The sequence below is a fragment of the Dechloromonas sp. A34 genome, from assembly GCF_026261605.1.
In the GTDB taxonomy this organism is placed as follows: Bacteria; Pseudomonadota; Gammaproteobacteria; order Burkholderiales; family Rhodocyclaceae; genus Azonexus.
Window position 1 is genome coordinate 2,673,502 of the sequence record NZ_CP102486.1, and the last position, 18,661, is coordinate 2,692,162.

Here is an 18,661-nt window from a genome sequence, read left to right on the forward strand (position 1 = left end):
CGGTGCCATGGGTTGCAGTGAGGGCAGATCAAATCAGAATAGATACCGTGAATGCTGTATGGCAATAGCATTTACACGGTAGAAAGGGGCGCCGATCTTCTTGCCACACGCAAGGTCCGATCGATGCCGTTGCTTGGCGAATCGCGCCATCGCAGGCCGGCTGCGGCGACCACGCCGAGCGGATTATCCATGTTAATGACATGAAGGTGGCGACATAGGAAAGGGCGGAAGACCTGGCCGGAGCAATTGTCTCGGCCAGGCTTTCAGCGATCTTGAAGATTAGGCCGCTTCTGCCAACCCTTTCCACTCATGGGCCGGCAAGTCGATCAGCCGGCCGCCCAGCGCTTCGAACTCCGTCGCGCGGTCGTAGTCCTCGACCTCCTGGCTGTAATGCGTGACCGCATTGACCAGCCCATAGCCCGACAACTGCCCTTCGGCGATCAGGTGCCGCAGCACGCCGGTGCGCTCGGTATCGTTCAAGGTATAGCGCTGGGCCAGCACCTCGACCGTCTTCACCGGGTCGCCCACCAGCGGGATGTTGAGCGTCTTCTGCATCTTCTGCGCCGTCTGGCGGAAGGTCGCTTCCGACACTGCCGCCTGCACCACGTCGCGCACCTTGAGGAAGAAGGCCTTGTCGTCGGCGCGCAAGGTGTCGTCCTGGTACACCTGGATGCGTTCATCCTCGCCACCGAGCGCGCGTCCCACGTGGGTCTTGCGCAGCGAGCGGTCGGCAGCGATCAAGCCATTGCTGCACACCAGCCGGAACAGCAGCGGCTGCACCGACAGCGTGCCCTGGCCGACCTCCGAGTTCGAGATCACGACCCCGGCCTGCACCACATCGCCGGGCGCCATCTCGTATTTGAGGCGTGGCGTGATGCACTTCAGGTACATCTTCGTCTCGGTCAGTTCGACCGACTCGAAGCGTACCTCGGGCAGTTGCTGCAGGATGGGCAGCACACTCTCGGCCAGGTCGAAGTTGTCCAGGCGGCGGTAGCGATCCGACAACACGGCGCGCACCTGACCGTCCAGGGTGCGCAGCATGCGCCGCTCGTCCTCGCTCTGCAGCCAGGTGTTCACATTGCGGTCGAGCAGGGCCGGCTGGTCCTCGCGCATGCGCTCGAAATAGGCATACGGGATCTTCAGCTTGTCCGCCAACTGGCGACGCGCCAAGGGCGTGACGCCGTAGTGCACCGGGCTGCCGCCTTCCTCGATGATGAGTCGCGTGCTTCCCAACTCGTCGGTGGCATGGCGTACCAGCGTCGAGGGCACGATCAAGTCCTTCTTCGAATGCAGTTGGCGCTCCAGTTCCTGGGCCAGGCTAACGAGCGAACGTCCGTTTTTCATAGCAATCTCCTTGTCGGAAAAGAAAAGCGGAGACGGCATCACCCCTCGGGGGAAGCGCATCCCCGCCAGGGTCGATGACGGACCAGCGGTCGCCGGTCCAGAAAGGGCGCGAGAAATCGCGCCGGAACTCCAGGGCTGTCTTCGCGGCGCCGTGGGGCGCCGCCTGGTGTGACAACTACCAGTAGGGCAAACAAAGGGGCCTTTTCACCGTCACCGCCTGATGCAGTGCCGCTGAAAAGGCGGGTGCAGCCGACCGGCCGCACCCTTCATCAAACATTCATGCCGCACGCGGCGCCTGGGCTTCCAGGCGTTGACGCCAAACATCGGCCCAATCGGTGCCGGCATGCTTGGGCAGGAACACCCGCACTTGCCGCCGACCGGTCGTTTTCTCCTCCCGCTTCAACCGGCGCGCCAGCGCGAAGGCGAAGGCCTGGCCGGCGAAGTCGCCATCGGCGTCGTTGTCGGCATAAATGCAGACCTTGCGCACCGAATCCGGCAGCCACAACTTCTCCAGGTTGCCGGCGTTGAGGCCGGCCCAGACCGGCTTGCCGGTCGCCAGATGCAGGGCGAGGCCGGTCTCGATGCCTTCGCTGATCGCCAGTTCCTCGGCCGCATCGAACAAACGGACCGCGGCGCCGTTGATCCCAGCCGAGAGCACCTTCTTCGCATCGAGCGCCGCGAGCTTGCCGCCGTCCCGAAGATAGGTCCGGTGTAGCGTCACGGCGTGGCCGTCGGCGCCTTGGATGCAGGCGAGCATCGCTGGGTACTCGGCGATCTTGCGTGACTTGCCGGCGGCATCCTTCTGGTAATAGCCGAGGGCAGGGTGGAAGCGCAGCACCTTCGGATACACCGGCAGGGCGAGACCCCGGCCGCTCAGGTAGCGATCGACCTCGTCGCCCACCGTTACTGCTTTGGCCTCGTTCCAGATACGTTGGGCCAGCTTCTTCATGCGCTCGGCTGAAGGCTCGTTTGTTCGGGACGGTGCCGTCACCGGCATCATCCCCAGGCAGCGCTCGACGTCACGCAGCGCGGTGTTGAAGTCCGCGCCCATGACGGCTTGCAACAGCTTGAAGCCGCCACCCGGGCCGCATTGGCGGCAGTGGTAGTTCCCCTCGCCGAACTTGTCGGTGTACTGGAACCGATCCGTGCCACCGCACAAGGGGCAAGGCAGGTTGCGCCGCTTGAGGATGCGTTCATCCACGCCCAAGCTCGCCAGGATTTCCGTCCACCGGCCATGGGCACGCTGCTTGACCGCTTCGATGCGGGCCGCGTACTCACGATCCTGCATGGCCAGCTCCCGCATTGGCAGAACCCTCTTCGGCAACCAGGGCCACCGAATGGCCGGGTGCAGCACCCACCCCCACGGTGACCTGGAAGGCCTTGCCGTGCAGCAGCGGATACCGGCCCAGCCGCAATTCCTGCAGCAGCGAGTCCAGCGTCTGCACCGGATCGACCGAACGCAGGCGACGGATCAAATCCGCCAGCGCATCGCGATCCGCATCCAGGTCCGAGGCTTGGAACTGGTCGTTCTCGTCGATGAAGGACGAGGCCTGACGTACCGGCTCGCCGGAGGTCTCGCCGGCCGGGATGTACAAGACATCCCCGTGGCAGACGCCCGCGTCGGTGATCTCGGCTACGTCCTTGGCGGAGCGCAGGATGACGCTCCCGCACAGGATCACCGTCGGCCACACCCAACGCCCTTCCAACTGGACGCGAAGCTGTTCGGACACCGCTTCGACTTGCACCGTTTCCTGGTCCAGGAAACGTACGTGGCGCCATGCCCAGTGCTCGGAACCTAGGCCGATCCAGTCGAAGACCAGATAGCCCTTGGCCCGGGCCAACATCCAGCGCGCCGCGTTGTCGTCGTCCAACCAGTCGAGGGACACCAGGGTCACCGCGCCGCTCTCGACGGCTTGGCGGGTGGGCGCTACGGCAACTTGCCGGACATAGCTGCGATCGTCATCCTGGATCGGATAGTCGACGATCTCGTCGAACAACTCGGCGGGCAGCACGTCAAGGTCGTTCAGCAGGTCCAACTGTCCCCAGCCCCGCATCGCCGCGTAGTAGGTCTCGACGAAGCGTTCTGGCGAAAGCTGGGTCTTGGCGACCTCTAGCGTCTGCCGCCAGCAGGCCTTCAACTCGGTATCGATCCGCTTTCTTTGTACGTCCTCGTCGATCAACTTGTCGCGATCCGGCAGGCGCGCCATGAACTGGCGCGAATCCAGGTGCACGACATTGACCTCATCGAACGGGCAGTAGTTGGGCTTCATGACGCAGAAGCCCTGCAGGAAGACCAGGGTGTTGTAGCTGAACTTGCCGTCCCGCGTACCGGTGAGGTGGACCGTACCCATCGGGCTGGCCATCGTCGCCAGATGCGCGGCGGCAAAGCGCCGCAACAGCGGTTTGCCGTTGAACAGCACCTCCACCGGAAACCCCAGGCACAAGCTCTCGATGCGATTTCCGAGGTCGGGCAGGTCAACGCCGTGCAACTCGATCCGGGTACCGGTAAAAGCTTCGGTGATGGGCTCCACCTCGATGGATGCCTTGGCCAGCGCCGCCGCGGTGTCGATATCGACCCGCTGATGCTTTGACGCGACGATGCAGCGCGTGGCGGCATACAGGCACTTTGAGAAGCCCACCCCGAAAGGGCGCTCCTTGGCACTGGTGGCCACATCCCAGCCCGACTCGTGGAAGCTCAGGAGCTTCTGAAAGTCGTCGAGGCCCTGGCCATCGTCTTCCACCCGCAGCACCTGCGCGGTGGCGTCGTAATGGATTTCGATGCGCATCGCGCCGGCGCGGCGGGCGTTCTGCAACAGCTCGGAGACGAGCGTGAAACGGTCGGTGAAAGCGTAGCGCTGGTTGCGCAGCGCGCCTTCCTCGTTGATTCGAACCTGTATCTGCATGATGTGATCCATGAGTGCAGGCGGAACCCGGCCCTGGCGGGACGGATCCGCCAAGGGGGGAAAGAACGATCGGTCAGCCGAGACGGCGGATCGGCGGGGTAAACAACTGGCCGGCGGCCAGGGCCTCGATCAGGCTGTGCCCGAGGAACTCCCGGGGCAGCAGGTGCTGGGTGCTCAGGACCCGGCCCTCGGCATTGAGTCGTTCGACCTTCACGCCGATCGGATGCCAATGCACCCGGTAAGCCAACCAGTCGGCGCCGGCGATGACGAAGGTGCGGCCGGCCCGACCGGTAAGGACTTCGCTTTCCTTGACGAGGAACTCGATGTCTTCCGGCGCCTGGACGGTCAGCAGGGACGGGGCGCCGTGTGCGATGCGTGTTTGCGTGTGCATGGCGGCCTCCTCACAGCGCGCGCGGCGTGCAGGGCCCGTCGTCGGGCGCGCCTGCGTCCGTGCAGCGGGTCGATGGACCGAAGGGCAGATCGTTGATCCGCGCCAGGGCTTCGCGGTCGGCCGGCGTCGTCATCAGACAGTCGGCGTGATGCCGTTCCTTGATGATCTGTTCCAGCCCTACCGCGTCTTCATAATCCAGGCGTCCGACGATGCCGTAGGCGACGAAGATCGCCAGCAGACACAGGACATCCTTGAAAGTGGTCATGACGACTCCTTGAAAGGGGAGGGCCTTCGCGTTGGCGACCAGCCCGAAAAATGGGAGACGGCATCAGGCGAACAGGTCGCCCTGCACGGCCATCCGCTTAAGTTGCTCGTTGATCCACTGGGGGTTCTTGGCGAGCCGGGCCTCGACCCATGCGGGGTTGTTGACGACGGCGTCGCACACCCAGTCGGGGTAGCGCTCGAGCGTGGCGTTGAACCAGGCCTTCAGGTTGTGACGGATGCGGTCGCGCACTTCCTCCGCGTCGACCCGACCGCAGTACGCGATCGGCGACAGCGGGCTGCAGCCGACGACGCGCAGGCAACTCACGAAGGAGAACGGCAGGCCGTCCTTCTCGCGTTCGCTGAACACCCAGCGCAGGGTGTCGAACTTTTCTGCCAGGGGCGTCGCCGGGTCGGCCAGTTGGCTGACTTCCTGCAGCAGGCGCCAATGCAGAAAGACGATGTCTTCCTCGCTCCATTCGACGGGGGCGTCCTCGTCGTCGAGCAAAGCATCCAGGGCGGCGCGATCGGGGATCGCCGCCGGACGGTGACGCGAGGTGGCCGCGAAAAAAAAGGGAAGAATCGGCGGCACAACTGGGCCCACGGGCGTGGGACGGGAAACTCGGGGGGATACGCTCTGATTCAGCATCGTTGGCTCCAGGAAAAAATGGAGGCAACGTGCACCACGACTGGGGGCATATGCCCCCGTGGGGTGAGAAACGGCCGACCCGCTACGGGCGGAACGGCGCTATGGGAAGAAGCTCCAGGGCTGGCTTGAACGGGCGGTGAGAACCGCCGTGATCGGTGTACCAGCTACCGATCGAGGAAGGCTTTCGGGGGAGGGGCGCTTACGAAATCGTTGAAGCGCTTCGCCCCTGCCTCGAAAACTTGCCTCGATGGCATGGGTGCGACAGGCACCCATATCGGTGCCGGCAAGATCGTCGCACGCGGCACCGGGGAAGCCGATGGCATACGTGACAGACAGGAAACTCCAGGGCTTGCCTTGTTTGAATGCAGGGCCAGCTACTGCATGACGTCAAGGTAGCGGAGCCGGATTGCCGAGTCAATCCCGAAAACCTGCCCGAATCGGGGCCGATGCCGAAAGGCCCCTCAGGTGACGGCCATTTCCGGTGGCGAATGAGCATGCTGTTGCGGATGATTGCTCCGAACGCGGTATTTCGAGGAGCACGGCATGTCGGAGATCCAGATCGTCAAGGTAGACCAAGGGGCCGTCAACGCTCGCATTCTCGCCAAGGAGGCCAAGGCCGACTTCCGACGCGTCGAGGCGGCCAGCCTGAAGATGCCGACGCGCTTCACCAGCGCCGAGGGCAAGCGTTTTTTTGCGCGGCTATTCAACACGCTGCAGCTCAACACTCACTTCATCTCGGTGATCGCCCGCACGCGGCTCGAACACGACGACGTTGCCAAGATCGAGGACACCATCCGCGCCCAGATGGACGCGGTGACCGCAAACCTCAACCACGCCATCGACGGCGCGGAAGCGCTGTTCAAGGTACATGGCATTACCAGCACTGCGACCTACGACACCGTGCCGCTGGATGTGGACGTCCATGTTCTGTCGTCGATCGGTCGACGCTTCCTGGAGGTGCTGGGCAAACTCGATCAGCTGATGCCGTTGTTGCAGACCCTGGAGATTCACGAAGTGATTACCACCCAGGCCGTCGACATGCAGCGCGCGGGTCTCAAACGGCAGGTGCGCGATGTCGCGAATGGTGCGCGCAACTTTGCGATGGGGTTGCGGCGGCGGATGAATGCCCTGGACGCGCACGATGTCGAAGGCCGCAGCGGGCCAAGCCGGCAAGAGGCCGAAGCCGTGGGTGTAACGGATGGCGCGGAAGAACCCGGTCCGGAACGCGACGCGGCACTCGATCCGACGGATGCCGACTCCAGCGCGCGATTGCCGGAAGGCCTGGGAAGCACCGTATCGGCAGTTGGTGATTAACGTCGATGGCTGCTGCCTGGAGGGAACTTCACGGTCAGTGATTCTGTTATCGGGGCCGCTGAACCTGCACGGCGGCGTTCGCGCTCATGGCCATTGCATTGGCATTTCCGAAGCCGTTTGACGTTTTCCCGGTCGACGCACCCATACATCTGATCAGCGAAGGTGACCGATTTGCGTTGCCACCATCCAGAGCGTGATTAGAGCAATCTGATCCATCTATTCGGGATCGTCTGCTGTAAGCCCCCCACCACGCGCAGCGGACGCCCGAACATGCCCCACCCGCCATTTTCCTCCGCCAAAACTCAACAATTATGTTGATAGCAATAACTACATAAGTCGCCCTGTTTCGATAGTCCAGTGACCGTCATTCTTGTTGATTGAAAGGACAACACGATGGCGGTAAAGAAAAAAGACTCCGCCCGTCTGGCGAAGCGATTGGGGGGCAACCTATCGAAGCGACGCAAACAGCTGGGATGGACACAGGAAAGGGTCGCGGAGCGGGTCGGCGTTGACGCCGAAACCATTTCGCGCATCGAGCGAGGCGCGCATTTGCCGTCCCTGCCGACGCTGGACAGGCTTGCGCTGGCACTCCAATGTTCTGCTGGCGACCTGTTATCCACGGAAGGACCAGAAGAGGCCAGCGAAGCTGCAACCTTCGGCGCATGGATTTCCGAACTGGGGACTGACGATCGGGCATTCGTTATGACGGTCGTGCGGAACTGTTGTGAGTACTTGGGCAACCGCTCGAAATAGCCAATATTTCCACCCACCGGGGGGAGCATGGGCCGCACGGCCCCGAAATGTCGTGGGAGAAACCCTCCAGTCGCTCTCCCCGGTGGATAACTGGCAGGCGGCCACCAAGGCGCCTGATGAGACGCGGGCACAAATCATGGTCCTATCCGCCAACACGGGCTTGAGCCGGATCGGCTTCGTCCGCGATCCGGCGCCTGGGCGGCAAACTTGATGACGGCGTGCCGGAATGGGTTCCGTACCGGTGCCATCTCCAATCGCTGGCGTGTGCGGCCCCTTTCGGCTGGCGCGTCCCGGGGCGTCTTGCGTCGGCCCACCGACCTCAATATCGTATCGACAGGTTCCCCGTCAGGCTGGCCTGACACCGTGGGCACCCTCACCGCTCTCGTGGTGGCGTCGCAGTCGATACCTGCCTGTTGCCCAACGATCCGCTGTCGCGCGTGCTGCGTGGTGCAGGTGCGGATCGGCTGATCTTTCCCGACCCGGACGCCCTTGGCCGTCATGCGGTGGGATTCACTTTCTTGCTCATCCTTCCATGCCGCGCGACCGGGGCGCCGGCGGCATGTCGTCGAGTTCTGCGTTCCCTATCGGCCCGCGCCATCCTGACCTAGCGCGGCCGCAACAGAGCAGGTCATGTCCTTTATCGGCACCCGCCGTGACGAGGCCCGATCATGCCCAACATCCGTACCAGTACCGCCGCGAAGGTGGCGGCGTCCAGCGCTCTTCCAACTACGCCCGCCGCTCCGGTTTCGACCCTGACGCTGCCCGAGACCGGCTTTCTGCGCCAGCCCCAGGTGTTGGCCTTCGTTCCCATCTCCAAATCCACCCTCTGGCGGCGCATCCAGGCGCGCACCTTTCCCGAGCCGGTCAAGCTTTCGGAGCGGGTGACCGTCTGGCGCGCGGAAGATATCCGCCGCTGGATCGCGCAGCAAGGCCAGTCCGGGTGACGGGCAAGGCAATGAGCGGGGACCGGTTCGGCTCGCAACGGCGGCGTCGTTCGCGTATCGACCGGGTCGGCGCCGACCCGCCACATGCGTCTCGCGTGCGGTCATCGGTCCGGACGGCCAGTTCTTGGGCGACGGCGGCGCGCTCGGCCTGATGACGAAATCCCGCGCCTTTCCCGGCGTTTTCGCCTGGCGAAGGGTGCGTCGGCGCTCGAACATTCGGGCTAATGACGATCGAGAGATGATGGGAGAAACAAGACATGCAAGGCAACCAGGAGGTCGACAAGTACCACGACAATGCATTGCAATCTGTTGAGATGCTCCGTGCCGTCATTGGCGGTGAGACCTACGAGGCGGTGGCCGTGCGCTTCGGCGTCTCGCGCACGGCGGTCGAGCGGCGCATCAAGTCCGTCGCGGTCCAACTCACCCAGGTGGTGGGCGTGGATGGACTCAAGGAAGAGGGCGCGGCTTTCGTGCGGCGGCTGCGCCTGCATCGGGAGGCCATCCTGGTCGCGCTGGAAGGGTTCGAGCCCCAGCCGCCGGTCGGCACTCGTCCGGCGCGCGTATTGTCAGCGGCGGAGGTGACCCAGGGCGCGGTGCGCATCAAGGGCCGCACCAGCCGCACCTGGCACGACCTGGCCCTGTACTACATGCTATTCGCCACGGGTCTGCGCCCACTTGAGATCGCCCGGATCGAGGTGCGCGACTACCTGCATGCCGACGGTAGCGTGTGCCGGGAATCGGAGTTGCGTGCCGACGCGGCGATCAACGGCAAACTCCGGCCACTGTACTTCAGCAGCAGCCGGCTCGACGATGCGCTGGCCGCCTATTTCCGCGAGCGTCTCGCCGGCGGACATGGCCTGGGTGGGCCGGATGTCTACCGTGGCTTGGACCCGGGTAGCCGACTATTCCTTTCCCCGAGGGGCGAGCCCTACAAGATCACGCCTAACAATGGCGAGCCCGGACAGAACCGCTACGTCTGCCGGGCGCTGCTGGAGATTTACCGCAAGTTGTTCCGTTACGCCGAACTCAAGGGGTTGAGCACCCAGTCGGCGCGCCTTACCGTGATATCGCGGATGTATGAGCGTGGGGCCGACGAGGATCAGGTGGGTGCGATCCTGGGGGTCGGCGAGCGCAGTGCAGTGCGGGAACTGCTGCCACGGCCCAAGCCGACGCTGGCGGAACTACTCGATGAGTTGATTTGAGACCGCCATGGACACTCAGCGCTTCGCCATCAAGGGCCGCGTGATCGGCGCGGACGATCCGCAACTGCAGGAGGCGCTCGGCCACGTCTACGACACACCCGAGCGGCCGCGCTGCATGTGCGTGCCGGGCGGCGTGGAGATGTACGTGGCATTGCACCGACAGTTCGTAGTCAAGCGCATGCCGGATAGTGGCAGCGCCCACCATCCGGGCTGCCCCTCCTACGAGCCGGAGGTCCAGCAGTCAGGACTGGGGGAACTGGTCGGTGAAGCGGTGCTGGAGTCGGAACCGGGGCGGGTCGAATTGCGGGTGGATTTCCCCTGGACACGGGTGCTGGGGCGCGGCGTGCCGCGCGGCGAACCCCAGGAGGTGGCGGAGATCGGCGTGCCACGGCGGCAGATGACGTTGCGGGCGTTGATGCATTTCCTGTTCGAGCGCGCCGGCTTCAACCGCTGGAGCCCGGCGATGGCGGGCAAACGCAACCAGGGCGTCTTGCGCAAGTACCTGCTGGAGGCTGCCGAGGAGATCGTGGTCAAGGGCGTGCCGCTGGCCGAGCGCCTGTATGTACCCGAACCTTTCAGCGAGAGTGCCAAGGCTGAGGCGGCACAGCGCCGGCGCGAGAAACTGGCGGTGCTGCGCCCCAAGGACGGGCAGACGCCCCTGGCCATCGTGATCGGCGAGTTCAAGGCCAGCGAGGCGACGAGTCAGGGCTGTCGAGTCTGGATTCGGCACATGCCGGATGCCCCACTGCTGATCGCCAGCCGGAGTTGGGAGCGCATCGAGCGGGTGTTCGCTCCGCTGTTCGAGGCGCGCGATGCTGATACCGCCCACCCCGTCCGGGTAGTCCTGGCCGCGCTGATCCGCGCCCGCCGCGAATACACCTATGAAATCGATGCGGCAAGCCTGATGCTGACGAGCGAGCAGTGGATTCCCATCGAGGGCGTGCATGAACTGCCCCTGATCGACGCGCTGGTTGCCCAGCACCGCCGCTTCGTCAAACCGCTGCGCTATGACGCTCGGAGTGCGGCGGCTTTTCCGAATGCCTTGCTGCTGGATGCCGGACCGGTACCTGTTCCCTTGCACGTCGTCAGCGCTTTCATGGACCCGAAGGAGCGGGCAGCGAAAGAGAAAGCGACTGTAGCGACCAAACAGGATGCCTGGGTATGGCGGACGGATCAGCCGATGCCGTCCTTGAGAAGTGCGAAGGGTCTCACTGAAGGGGGCGCGGGCTGATATAGAAGCTGCCGTTGAACCGCTGTCGTCTGCGTGCTAATCGGCCTTGGACTAAACCGCTGGCGCGGTAGGCGCCCGGTTTGACCAGCGGCGGGCGGGGTTCCGGCTTGGGCAGATTGGCTGGAGGACGGGAGGTCGGGTTCACAGGAAGCTCGGATCGGAGAACGATGGAATTGCTGTTCGCAGCATTTCCCTCAATCTCGAGAAGGAGCTTTGCCATGACACCGCTACGTCAGCGGATGCTCGAAGACATGGGCATTCGTAATCTTGCCGAGAACACCCAATCCGCCTACCTGCAGCAGATTGCCGCGTATTCCCGTTACTTCAACCGCTCGCCTGATCAACTCGGGCCGGAAGAGATTCGCACCTACCAACTGTATTTGATGGAGGTCAGAGCGCTGACGCCAAGCAGCATCTGCGTCGCGATGGGGGCACTTCGCTTCCTCTACAAGGTCACCCTGAAACGCACCTGGGCGGTCGAAGAGATTCCGATGCCCAAACGCCCGCGCAAGCTCCCTGAGATTCTCAGTCCCGAGGAAGTGAGGCACTTCCTGAACGCGATCACCAATCACAAGCACCGAGCGATTCTCATGACCGCCTATGCGGCCGGCCTGCGCGTCTCCGAAGCCACCCACCTCAAGGTAACCGACATCGACAGCCAGCGCATGATGCTCCGGGTCGACCAAGGCAAAGGGATGAAGGATCGCTATGTGATGCTCTCGCCACGGTTGCTGGACGTCCTGCGCACCTACTGGAAATCCGCCCGGCCGACCCGGTGGATGTTTCCGGGCGAGGTGCCCGGTCAGCCGATCACGCGCGAGGCCGTTGGACTCGCCTGCCAGAAAGCACGCCGTGACTCGGGCATTACCAAGCCGATCACCCCGCACTCGCTGCGTCATGCCTTTGCTTCCCACCTGCTCGAATCGGGTGCCAATTTGCGTACCATCCAGCTCCTGCTGGGCCATCGTAGCCTGGCCACGACGGCGCGTTACCTGAAAGTCGCGACCAGTACCGTGTGCGCCACGGCGAGCCCTTTCGATCTGTTGCCCAAGTTTGACCCGCCGCCGACACCGACTCCGCTCATGCATTTCTGAGTTCGGCCCTTGCGTGCCATCGGGCTCGAACTGGCGGACATCTTCCGCCAGGCCGGCCCTGCCTACCGTCAGGAACACGGCGACTCGCTCAGCCGTGGTCAGCGCTGCGTCATGAGCGCGATCGAGCGTTGCCGCACGGCCGCGCTCGGCGGCCATGTCGAACAATGTGACGCCTGTGGCCACCAGCGTATCGCCTTCAACAGTTGCCGCAATCGGCACTGTCCGAAGTGTCAGTCGCTGGTCCGGGCGCAGTGGCTGGATGACCGGCGGGCAGACCTGATTCCCGTTGAGTATTTCCACGTCGTGTTTACGCTGCCTGAAGAGATTGCCGCGATCGCCTACCAGAACAAGGTCGTGGTCTATGACCTCCTGTTCCAGGCGACGGCCGAGACCTTGCGGACAATCGCTGCCGATCCCAAGCATCTGGGCGCCGAAATCGGCTTCATCGCCCTGCTGCATACCTGGGGCAGAACCTGATGCATCACCCCCATCTGCACTGCGTCGTTCCTGGCGGCGGCCTGAGTGTCGACGGCGAGCGCTGGATTGCCTGCCGCCCCGGTTTCTTCCTGCCGGTACGGGTGCTCTCGCGGCTCTTCCGTCGTCTGTTTCTGGCGCGGTTGCAGCGTGCGTTTGACGCTGGCGAGCTTCGCTTCTTCAATCGCCTTGAAGCACTTTCTTCCCCTGCTGCATTTGCCCGGTATCTGGCGCCGGTCAGGCAAGCCGAGTGGGTGGTTTACGCCAAGCCACCGTTTGGCGGCCCCCAGCAGGTTCTCGAGTATCTTGGCCGTTACACGCACCGGGTGGCGATCGCGAACAGTCGTCTGATCGACTTTGCCGATGGCAAAGTGAGCTTTCGCTGGAAGGATTACCGCCACGAATCACAGCAGAAGGTCATGCGTCTCGACACCCACGAGTTCATCCGTCGCTTTCTGCTGCATGTGCTTCCGAATGGCCTGCAGCGAATTCGGCACTACGGCTTCCTCGCCAACCGTTATCGTGCGGTCAAACTGGCTCGCTGTCGCGAATTGCTCGCCAAACCCGAACCCGTCATCAGCCTTGCCACGGCGCCAGCCGACTATCGCGACCACTACTTGCTGCTCACCGGCACATCGCTGCGTGACTGCCCGCAGTGCGGTCGCGGCCACATGGTGTGCATCGAAAGCTTCCCGGCGGGCTCGATGCCCCGTGGACCACCCCGCGATCACTGATGCATGCCATCACACCACGCCGAGTCAATGCACGTTCCATGAGACATTTCGCGAAACGGTGGGAACCCCTGCGCGACACCTGGCCCATTCCAACGTCTTGCCCCCTGGCGACCCGCCGTTCGCTGATCGAACTGCACAGATCCCCCCAAAATGCCAAGCGTTTGGCCGAAAGACCGACAAACAGGCTTCTTTCGAAGGCGCTTGCTCAGCGCACGCGCCCTTGGTTGACGCCACCGCCCTGATTCAAACCCCATAGCGCCACCGTCGGCGCGTCGGTTCAGTCCAAAGGGCTTTTTAGCCAACCGGACGCGGAATAGTCACCGTGCTCCGATCAGATGCCGTGCGCCGCGTCCGCTAGGCTAAAAACCCTCTGCCTTATGTAACCCGCTCGAATATGCGGACTACCAAATCGGCATGCTTCTGATGCCTTGCGTAATCAGGCTTTTCGACGATTGATGTAACGGCACACTCGACATTATTTCAGCGACCGACTGAAGTTACGGCTCCACTTCAGGAGACCGTTATGAAAACGACTGCTTCGCACCGGGCCGCGCCGAAGGCTCCACGCTTATCTGCCTCATTCTCGGCAAGCGTCACTGACGATCCTCGACGACGGCTTCACGTAACGCCGTGAGGTGAGCACTGGCCAGACGCATGTCGATGACGGCCTGGGTGGCCAGGGGTTCAACGGTTTTTTCGCCTTGGGCCAGCAGTTCGAGCAGTTCCAGCGGCTTCGAGCTGGGCAGCGGCGGGCGACGTGTTCGTAGAGATAGGACTTGCTGGGCTTGGCTTTCATGAGAACAATCGAACGTGTATTGGATTGATGGTCAAGAAAAGCCATTGTTGAGACCGCTCGCCTGATCAGGCCGCCTTCCAGCCCGCTACGATGATGCCCATGCCGAGAAGTGCAATCCCGGCCCCCAACCAGTCGAATGCAGACAGTTTCACGCCATCAACCACGCGCAACCAGAGCAGCGCCGTCGCCACATAAACACCGCCGTAAGCCGCATAGACCCGGCCACTCGCCGCTGGATGCAAGGTGAGTAGCCAGACGAAGACAGCGAGGCTGATGGCCGCTGGCAGCAACAGCCAGGGCGATCCCTCCTTGCGCAGCCAAAGATATGGCAGAAAGCAGCCAATGATTTCAGCCAGCGCGGTGGCAAAAAACAGCAAACCGGTCTTGATCATTGTCCGTCCTCAGTGCTTATGCGGATGGTGAGCATCGGGAAAGTGAGCATGGGCATGCTCGATTGGCGCATGCTGGTGACGATGGGTGTGCCGAGTACCGTGCAGAACCGGCAAGGAATGCTCGTGATCGTGGTGAGCGTCATTTTTTCCGTGGACATGCTCATGCGTATGCTCAAGCGCTTCGTGCCGGTGTCCATGCTCATGCCGCTCGGACAGGTGCAGCCAGACACCCACGGCCATCAGCAACCCGGCCGCCAGCAATTGCGGCGTCACCGGTTCGTTGAGCAACAGGATCGCCAGCAACGTTCCGAAGAATGGCGCAATGGAAAAATAGGCTCCGGTGCGGGCCGTACCCAGATGGCGCAGGGCGATGACAAAGAGCGTGAGGCTGGCGCCATAGCTGGCGAATCCGAGCAGTGCCGCCAGCACGACCATTTCTGGCGCCGGCCAGGTCGCCCCGGCCAGAAGCGCCAGCGCCAGATTGGTGGTGCCGGCGACCAAGCCCTTGACCATGGCGATGAACGAGGCATCAGCCAGTGCGACCTTGCGCGTGAGGTTGTTGTCGATTGCCCAGGCAAAGCAGGCGCCCAGGATCGCCAGCGCGGGCCATGCCCCGGAGAACTGCGCATCGGATGGCCAACTCAGAACCAGTGCCCCGGCGACGATGGCGAGCATGCCCAGGGCGATACGGCGGTCGAAATTTTCGTGGAAGACGAACCAGGCAAGCAGTGCGGTCAGGACGCCTTCGGCGTTCAACAGCAGCGAGGCGCCCGAGGCTGGCATGGCCGACAGGCCGAGCATCAGCAGCACCGGGGCTATCATGCCGCCGGCCACAGTGGCGGCGGCCAGCCAGCGCCAATCGCCTCGATCAAGATGCACCTTCGGGCTACGGCGAATCTGGCGCATGAGCCATAGGCCGATGCCAGAACCGAGATAGAGTAGCGCTGCCAGCAGCCAGGGGCTGACCTCGGCCAGCAAGAGCTTGGATAAAGGGGTGCCGATCCCGAACAATCCGGCTGCCGTGAGGGCAACTGCAATGCCGGGATGCCAGCGCATCGGCTATGCGCCTTGAGAGGCAGAAGAGGCAGCGATTGCTTCTGCCTTGACCGAGATCGAAAGTGTTTCGCCATGACAGACGCAGGCTTCATGGTGGGCAGCCGCGACCAACTCGTGAAGAATCCCGCAATCCCCAGCAATATGGCTGTGGCCGCAACGACCGCGCAATGCGGTGAGTTGCCGCTCTAAAGCCTGCATGCTTTGCAAACGGGCCTGGACACGGGCTAGTTGCGCATCGATCAGTTGGTCGATATCGCGGCAATCGCTTTCCGGATGCGCCACAAACGCCAGCAAGCGCTGGATGTCGGCCAGCGAAATATCCAAAGCCCGACAATGACGGATGAAGGCCAGCCGTTCCACGTGCAAAGGGGCATAGGCACGGTAGCCGTTTGGATGACGGGCCGGCGCCGGTAGCAAACCTGTTTTTTCGTAGTAGCGAATGGTTTCGACATCCACACCAGTGGCTTGCCCGAGCTCACCAATTCTCATGATTTGATCTTTCTCGCGGTCCACGCATTTCAGGAAACTTTATTTTACGCGCTTGACCTTGTAGCGACTACAGGGTGTGTAATGCAGGCTACAGATTCAAAGGAACTCTCGCCATGCCTGCTTGCAATTGTCAGACCGCCTGCACCCCGACGACGCCAATCCCGTCCCGCTACCGCAAGGCCTTATGGGCTGCGCTGGTGATCAATGCCGCCATGTTTGCCGTTGAAATCATCGGCGGCCTGCAGTCCGGTTCGGTCTCGTTACTGGCCGATGCCGTCGATTTCGCCGGCGATGCGGCGAATTACGGAATTTCCTTGGCCGTCCTCGCCATGGGGCTGACTTGGCGAGCCCGTGCCGCGCTGCTCAAGGGCATGACCATGGCCGGATTCGGCGTATTTGTGCTGGGCCAGGCCGTCTGGGCCGCCTTCTCGGGCGTTGCGCCCGAACCGTTCACGATGGGGAGCATCGGCTTGCTGGCCCTGCTGGCCAATGGGCTGGTGGCCCTGATGCTCTATGCTTTCCGCGATGGCGACGCCAATATGCGCTCGGTGTGGTTGTGCAGCCGGAATGATGCGATCGGCAATGTTGCGGTGATGTTGGCCGCCGCCGGGGTGTTCGGCACCGGGCTGGGCTGGCCGGATTTCATGGTGGCGGCGATCATGGCCGGACTGGCGCTATCCTCGGGACTTTCCGTGCTTCGGCAAGCTCGCCAGGAGTTAGCGCAACGTCCCGCAGTGCTGGTCCCTGCTGACTAGAGCTTGCATATCTTGCCAAAACCCTTTCTTCACAGTGCATCCAGGCAGCAGAAGGCCAATCCTCCCCTTCGGGTTGACAGACCAAGTCCGTAGTAATTAAAGTGTTCGAAATGCGACGTTTTCTCATCCTCGTTATGCTGTGTCTGCTCCCGCTCCAGGTGACCTGGGCGGCGGTGTCAGACTATTGCGGGCACGAGCAGGGGAAAGCCGCGCAGCACTTCGGTCATCACGACCACGATCACAAAGTATTTTCTGAAAAGTCCGACCCGGGCAAGCAGTCCGGGAAACTCGACTTTGGCCATGATCACTGCCATTTGTCCGGCTTCCTCGGGCTCCTGAATGCGCTAGTTGTTCAGGCCTCGGTGCCGCCCACGCTACCCGCGTTAGGTGGCAACGAACGGATTTATTCCTCTCTCGCTCTGGATCGACTGGAACGTCCCAACTGGCACTCGCTCGCCTGATACGGCGGGACGGATGCCAGTTCTCAAAATAGCCCGCGCTTTTTAGCCGGCGCTCTCCGTTTCGCCGAATTTATCCTGTAATTTCCGGAGAATTCGATGCGAAGACGTTTATTGCCGCTGGGGTTGGCGGCGCTGTTATGCAACCCCTCTTTTGCCCAAACGGTCACCGTCGGACACGACCGTACCGACGAAATCGGTCATTTCGGCGCGCCGCGTGCCGCCGAACCGGCAGCCCCGCTCAGCCTGCAGGCGGCGCTGGCCCTGGCATTTGGCGCCAGCCCGGAACTGTCGGGTGCCAAACGCGAACTGGCGGCGACCGAAGCCACGATCATTCAGGCGCAAACCCGACCGAATCCCGAGCTTGCAACACTCATCGAGGATACGCAGAAGGCGACGCGAACCACGACACTGCTGCTGAACCAGCCGATCGAACTGGGTGGCAAGCGCGCCGCCAGAATCGAGGCCGCCGAGCGCGGTCGCGATGCCGCATCGGCGGAACTGGAGGTCAAGCGCGCCGAAATTCGTGCCGCCGTAGTGGCGGCATTCTTCGACGTGCTCATTGCCCAGGAACGTTTGCGCCTGGCGCAGGGCTCGGTTGAACTGGCGCAACGGGCCAGCGGCGCCGCCTCGCGCCGGGTCACCGCCGGCAAGGTGTCGCCGGTCGAAGAAACCAAGGCACGCGTGGCCGAAGCCGGGGTACGGATAGAATTGACGCTGGCGGTCAGTGAACTGGCGACGGCACGCAAGCGTCTCGCCGGCATTTGGGGCAACCCGGCCCCTCGTTTTGAGCGCGCCGAAGGTGATCTGGATGCCTTGCCGCCGCTTCCCGCGCTGCCTGATTTGAACGCCCGCCTGGCCACGTCGCCCAACCTGTTAAGGGCAAAAATCGAGGTTGACCGCCGGCAAGCCCTCGCCGAGATCGAACGCAGCCGGCGTGTTCCGAACGTGACCGTCAGTCTGGGCGCCAAACGCGATGAACAACTGGACAGAAATCAGGCGATTCTCGGCTTGTCGATTCCTATCCCCGTGTTCGACCGCAATCAGGGCAATCTGCTGGAAGCGCTGCACCGTACCGACAAGGCGCGGGATGACCTGTCGGCCACCGAAATCCGCCTGTCCAACGAACTGACCCTGGCCTATGAGCGACTGAATACTGCCCGCGGGGAGACGGAATCGCTACGGCGGGAGATCCTGCCCGGGGCGCAAAGTGCCTACGAGGCCGCGACCAAGGGCTTCGAACTGGGCAAGTTCAGCTTCCTCGACGTGCTGGATGCCCAGCGCACTTCATTCCAGGCCAAATCCCAGTATCTGCGCGCACTGGCCGAGGCGCATCGGTCGGCAGCCGAGATCGAACGCATTCTCGGCGAAGCATCGGCCAGTTCCACCACTGCCCCAGTCGCCGCAAAACCGTAGGAACC

General features: G+C 63.0%; 18 protein-coding genes and 1 pseudogene. 9 read left to right on the plus strand and 10 right to left on the minus strand.

Annotated features, from left to right (window positions below; all coding sequences use genetic code 11):
* Nucleotides 1-279: 279 nt before the first annotated feature.
* The 6 genes from NQE15_RS13370 to NQE15_RS13395 form a co-directional block, all read right to left on the minus strand.
* Nucleotides 280-1,344 (minus strand): DUF932 domain-containing protein, encoded by a 1,065-nt coding sequence (locus NQE15_RS13370; RefSeq protein WP_265942081.1) that lies wholly within the window; start codon nt 1,342-1,344, stop codon nt 280-282.
* Nucleotides 1,345-1,621: 277 nt separating this feature from the next.
* On the minus strand, nt 1,622-2,632 hold the full coding sequence (locus tag NQE15_RS13375; protein ID WP_265942083.1) for a toprim domain-containing protein: 1,011 nt from the start codon (nt 2,630-2,632) through the stop codon (nt 1,622-1,624).
* Entirely contained in the window at nt 2,619-4,247 is a 1,629-nt protein-coding gene (locus NQE15_RS13380; protein ID WP_265942085.1) for an ATP-binding protein, read from the minus strand. Before NQE15_RS13380 ends, NQE15_RS13375 begins: the two co-directional genes overlap by 14 nt.
* A gap of 73 nt (nt 4,248-4,320) precedes the next feature.
* Nucleotides 4,321-4,638, minus strand: coding sequence for a hypothetical protein (locus NQE15_RS13385; protein ID WP_265942086.1), 318 nt, complete (start codon nt 4,636-4,638; stop codon nt 4,321-4,323).
* A gap of 10 nt (nt 4,639-4,648) precedes the next feature.
* The gene (locus NQE15_RS13390) at nt 4,649-4,903 is read right to left on the minus strand and encodes a hypothetical protein (RefSeq protein ID WP_265942087.1); all 255 of its coding nucleotides are present in this window, start codon (nt 4,901-4,903) and stop codon (nt 4,649-4,651) included.
* Between the two features lie 63 nt (nt 4,904-4,966).
* Nucleotides 4,967-5,548, minus strand: coding sequence for a hypothetical protein (locus tag NQE15_RS13395; protein WP_265942088.1), 582 nt, complete (start codon nt 5,546-5,548; stop codon nt 4,967-4,969).
* Nucleotides 5,549-6,091: 543 nt separating this feature from the next.
* Between NQE15_RS13395 and NQE15_RS13400 the strand changes: the two genes are divergently transcribed.
* The 7 genes and pseudogenes from NQE15_RS13400 (at nt 6,092) to NQE15_RS13430 (ending at nt 13,294) form a co-directional block, all read left to right on the plus strand.
* Complete coding sequence (locus NQE15_RS13400) at nt 6,092-6,862, plus strand: DUF1845 domain-containing protein (protein ID WP_265942089.1); 771 nt, start codon at nt 6,092-6,094, stop codon at nt 6,860-6,862.
* Nucleotides 6,863-7,255: 393 nt separating this feature from the next.
* The gene (locus NQE15_RS13405; protein ID WP_265942090.1) at nt 7,256-7,615 is read left to right on the plus strand and encodes a helix-turn-helix domain-containing protein; all 360 of its coding nucleotides are present in this window, start codon (nt 7,256-7,258) and stop codon (nt 7,613-7,615) included.
* A gap of 668 nt (nt 7,616-8,283) precedes the next feature.
* Complete coding sequence (locus NQE15_RS13410; protein ID WP_265942091.1) at nt 8,284-8,559, plus strand: helix-turn-helix transcriptional regulator; 276 nt, start codon at nt 8,284-8,286, stop codon at nt 8,557-8,559.
* A gap of 257 nt (nt 8,560-8,816) precedes the next feature.
* Entirely contained in the window at nt 8,817-9,761 is a 945-nt protein-coding gene (locus tag NQE15_RS13415) for a site-specific integrase (RefSeq protein WP_265942092.1), read from the plus strand.
* Between the two features lie 7 nt (nt 9,762-9,768).
* On the plus strand, nt 9,769-10,992 hold the full coding sequence (locus NQE15_RS13420) for a DUF1173 domain-containing protein (protein WP_265942093.1): 1,224 nt from the start codon (nt 9,769-9,771) through the stop codon (nt 10,990-10,992).
* A gap of 218 nt (nt 10,993-11,210) precedes the next feature.
* On the plus strand, nt 11,211-12,086 hold the full coding sequence (locus NQE15_RS13425; RefSeq protein ID WP_265942094.1) for a tyrosine-type recombinase/integrase: 876 nt from the start codon (nt 11,211-11,213) through the stop codon (nt 12,084-12,086).
* Nucleotides 12,087-12,095: 9 nt separating this feature from the next.
* Nucleotides 12,096-13,294: pseudogene (locus NQE15_RS13430) on the plus strand (IS91 family transposase).
* Between the two features lie 861 nt (nt 13,295-14,155).
* Here NQE15_RS13430 and NQE15_RS13435 read toward each other — a convergent pair.
* The 3 genes from NQE15_RS13435 to cadR are packed head-to-tail and all read right to left on the minus strand — an operon-like array spanning nt 14,156 to nt 16,027.
* A complete protein-coding gene (locus tag NQE15_RS13435; RefSeq protein ID WP_265942095.1) occupies nt 14,156-14,482 on the minus strand; it encodes a YnfA family protein in 327 nt (108 codons plus the stop codon).
* Between the two features lie 9 nt (nt 14,483-14,491).
* Nucleotides 14,492-15,538, minus strand: coding sequence for a DMT family transporter (locus tag NQE15_RS13440; protein WP_265942096.1), 1,047 nt, complete (start codon nt 15,536-15,538; stop codon nt 14,492-14,494).
* Between the two features lie 3 nt (nt 15,539-15,541).
* Nucleotides 15,542-16,027 (minus strand): Cd(II)/Pb(II)-responsive transcriptional regulator, encoded by a 486-nt coding sequence (gene cadR / locus NQE15_RS13445; RefSeq protein ID WP_416336540.1) that lies wholly within the window; start codon nt 16,025-16,027, stop codon nt 15,542-15,544.
* Between the two features lie 113 nt (nt 16,028-16,140).
* Between cadR and NQE15_RS13450 the strand changes: the two genes are divergently transcribed.
* Nucleotides 16,141-16,782 carry a cation transporter gene (locus tag NQE15_RS13450; protein WP_265942098.1) on the plus strand — a complete coding sequence of 214 codons (642 nt, stop codon included), beginning with the start codon at nt 16,141-16,143 and terminating at the stop codon, nt 16,780-16,782.
* A gap of 176 nt (nt 16,783-16,958) precedes the next feature.
* Here the strand turns inward: NQE15_RS13450 and NQE15_RS13455 are convergent, their stop codons facing one another.
* A complete protein-coding gene (locus tag NQE15_RS13455) occupies nt 16,959-17,096 on the minus strand; it encodes a hypothetical protein (protein WP_265942099.1) in 138 nt (45 codons plus the stop codon).
* A gap of 243 nt (nt 17,097-17,339) precedes the next feature.
* Here NQE15_RS13455 and NQE15_RS13460 point away from each other — a divergent pair, with 243 nt between their 5' ends.
* Nucleotides 17,340-18,656 (plus strand): TolC family protein, encoded by a 1,317-nt coding sequence (locus NQE15_RS13460; protein ID WP_265942100.1) that lies wholly within the window; start codon nt 17,340-17,342, stop codon nt 18,654-18,656.
* Nucleotides 18,657-18,661: the final 5 nt, after the last annotated feature.

What these genes read in the sequence shown, in the direction of transcription:
- NQE15_RS13370 (WP_265942081.1), bottom strand. Translation starts at nt 1,344, where the DNA reads ATGAAAAACGGACGTTCGCTCGTTAGCCTGGCCCAGGAACTGGAGCGC.
- NQE15_RS13450 (WP_265942098.1), top strand. Translation starts at nt 16,141, where the DNA reads ATGCCTGCTTGCAATTGTCAGACCGCCTGCACCCCGACGACGCCAATC.
- NQE15_RS13440 (WP_265942096.1), bottom strand. Translation starts at nt 15,538, where the DNA reads ATGCGCTGGCATCCCGGCATTGCAGTTGCCCTCACGGCAGCCGGATTG.
- NQE15_RS13415 (WP_265942092.1), top strand. Translation starts at nt 8,817, where the DNA reads ATGCAAGGCAACCAGGAGGTCGACAAGTACCACGACAATGCATTGCAA.
- NQE15_RS13375 (WP_265942083.1), bottom strand. Translation starts at nt 2,632, where the DNA reads ATGCAGGATCGTGAGTACGCGGCCCGCATCGAAGCGGTCAAGCAGCGT.
- NQE15_RS13455 (WP_265942099.1), bottom strand. Translation starts at nt 17,096, where the DNA reads ATGGCAGTGATCATGGCCAAAGTCGAGTTTCCCGGACTGCTTGCCCGG.
- NQE15_RS13405 (WP_265942090.1), top strand. Translation starts at nt 7,256, where the DNA reads ATGGCGGTAAAGAAAAAAGACTCCGCCCGTCTGGCGAAGCGATTGGGG.
- NQE15_RS13460 (WP_265942100.1), top strand. Translation starts at nt 17,340, where the DNA reads ATGCGAAGACGTTTATTGCCGCTGGGGTTGGCGGCGCTGTTATGCAAC.
- cadR (WP_416336540.1), bottom strand. Translation starts at nt 16,027, where the DNA reads ATGAGAATTGGTGAGCTCGGGCAAGCCACTGGTGTGGATGTCGAAACC.
- NQE15_RS13425 (WP_265942094.1), top strand. Translation starts at nt 11,211, where the DNA reads ATGACACCGCTACGTCAGCGGATGCTCGAAGACATGGGCATTCGTAAT.
- NQE15_RS13390 (WP_265942087.1), bottom strand. Translation starts at nt 4,903, where the DNA reads ATGACCACTTTCAAGGATGTCCTGTGTCTGCTGGCGATCTTCGTCGCC.
- NQE15_RS13420 (WP_265942093.1), top strand. Translation starts at nt 9,769, where the DNA reads ATGGACACTCAGCGCTTCGCCATCAAGGGCCGCGTGATCGGCGCGGAC.
- NQE15_RS13410 (WP_265942091.1), top strand. Translation starts at nt 8,284, where the DNA reads ATGCCCAACATCCGTACCAGTACCGCCGCGAAGGTGGCGGCGTCCAGC.
- NQE15_RS13380 (WP_265942085.1), bottom strand. Translation starts at nt 4,247, where the DNA reads ATGCAGATACAGGTTCGAATCAACGAGGAAGGCGCGCTGCGCAACCAG.
- NQE15_RS13400 (WP_265942089.1), top strand. Translation starts at nt 6,092, where the DNA reads ATGTCGGAGATCCAGATCGTCAAGGTAGACCAAGGGGCCGTCAACGCT.
- NQE15_RS13435 (WP_265942095.1), bottom strand. Translation starts at nt 14,482, where the DNA reads ATGATCAAGACCGGTTTGCTGTTTTTTGCCACCGCGCTGGCTGAAATC.
- NQE15_RS13385 (WP_265942086.1), bottom strand. Translation starts at nt 4,638, where the DNA reads ATGCACACGCAAACACGCATCGCACACGGCGCCCCGTCCCTGCTGACC.
- NQE15_RS13395 (WP_265942088.1), bottom strand. Translation starts at nt 5,548, where the DNA reads ATGCTGAATCAGAGCGTATCCCCCCGAGTTTCCCGTCCCACGCCCGTG.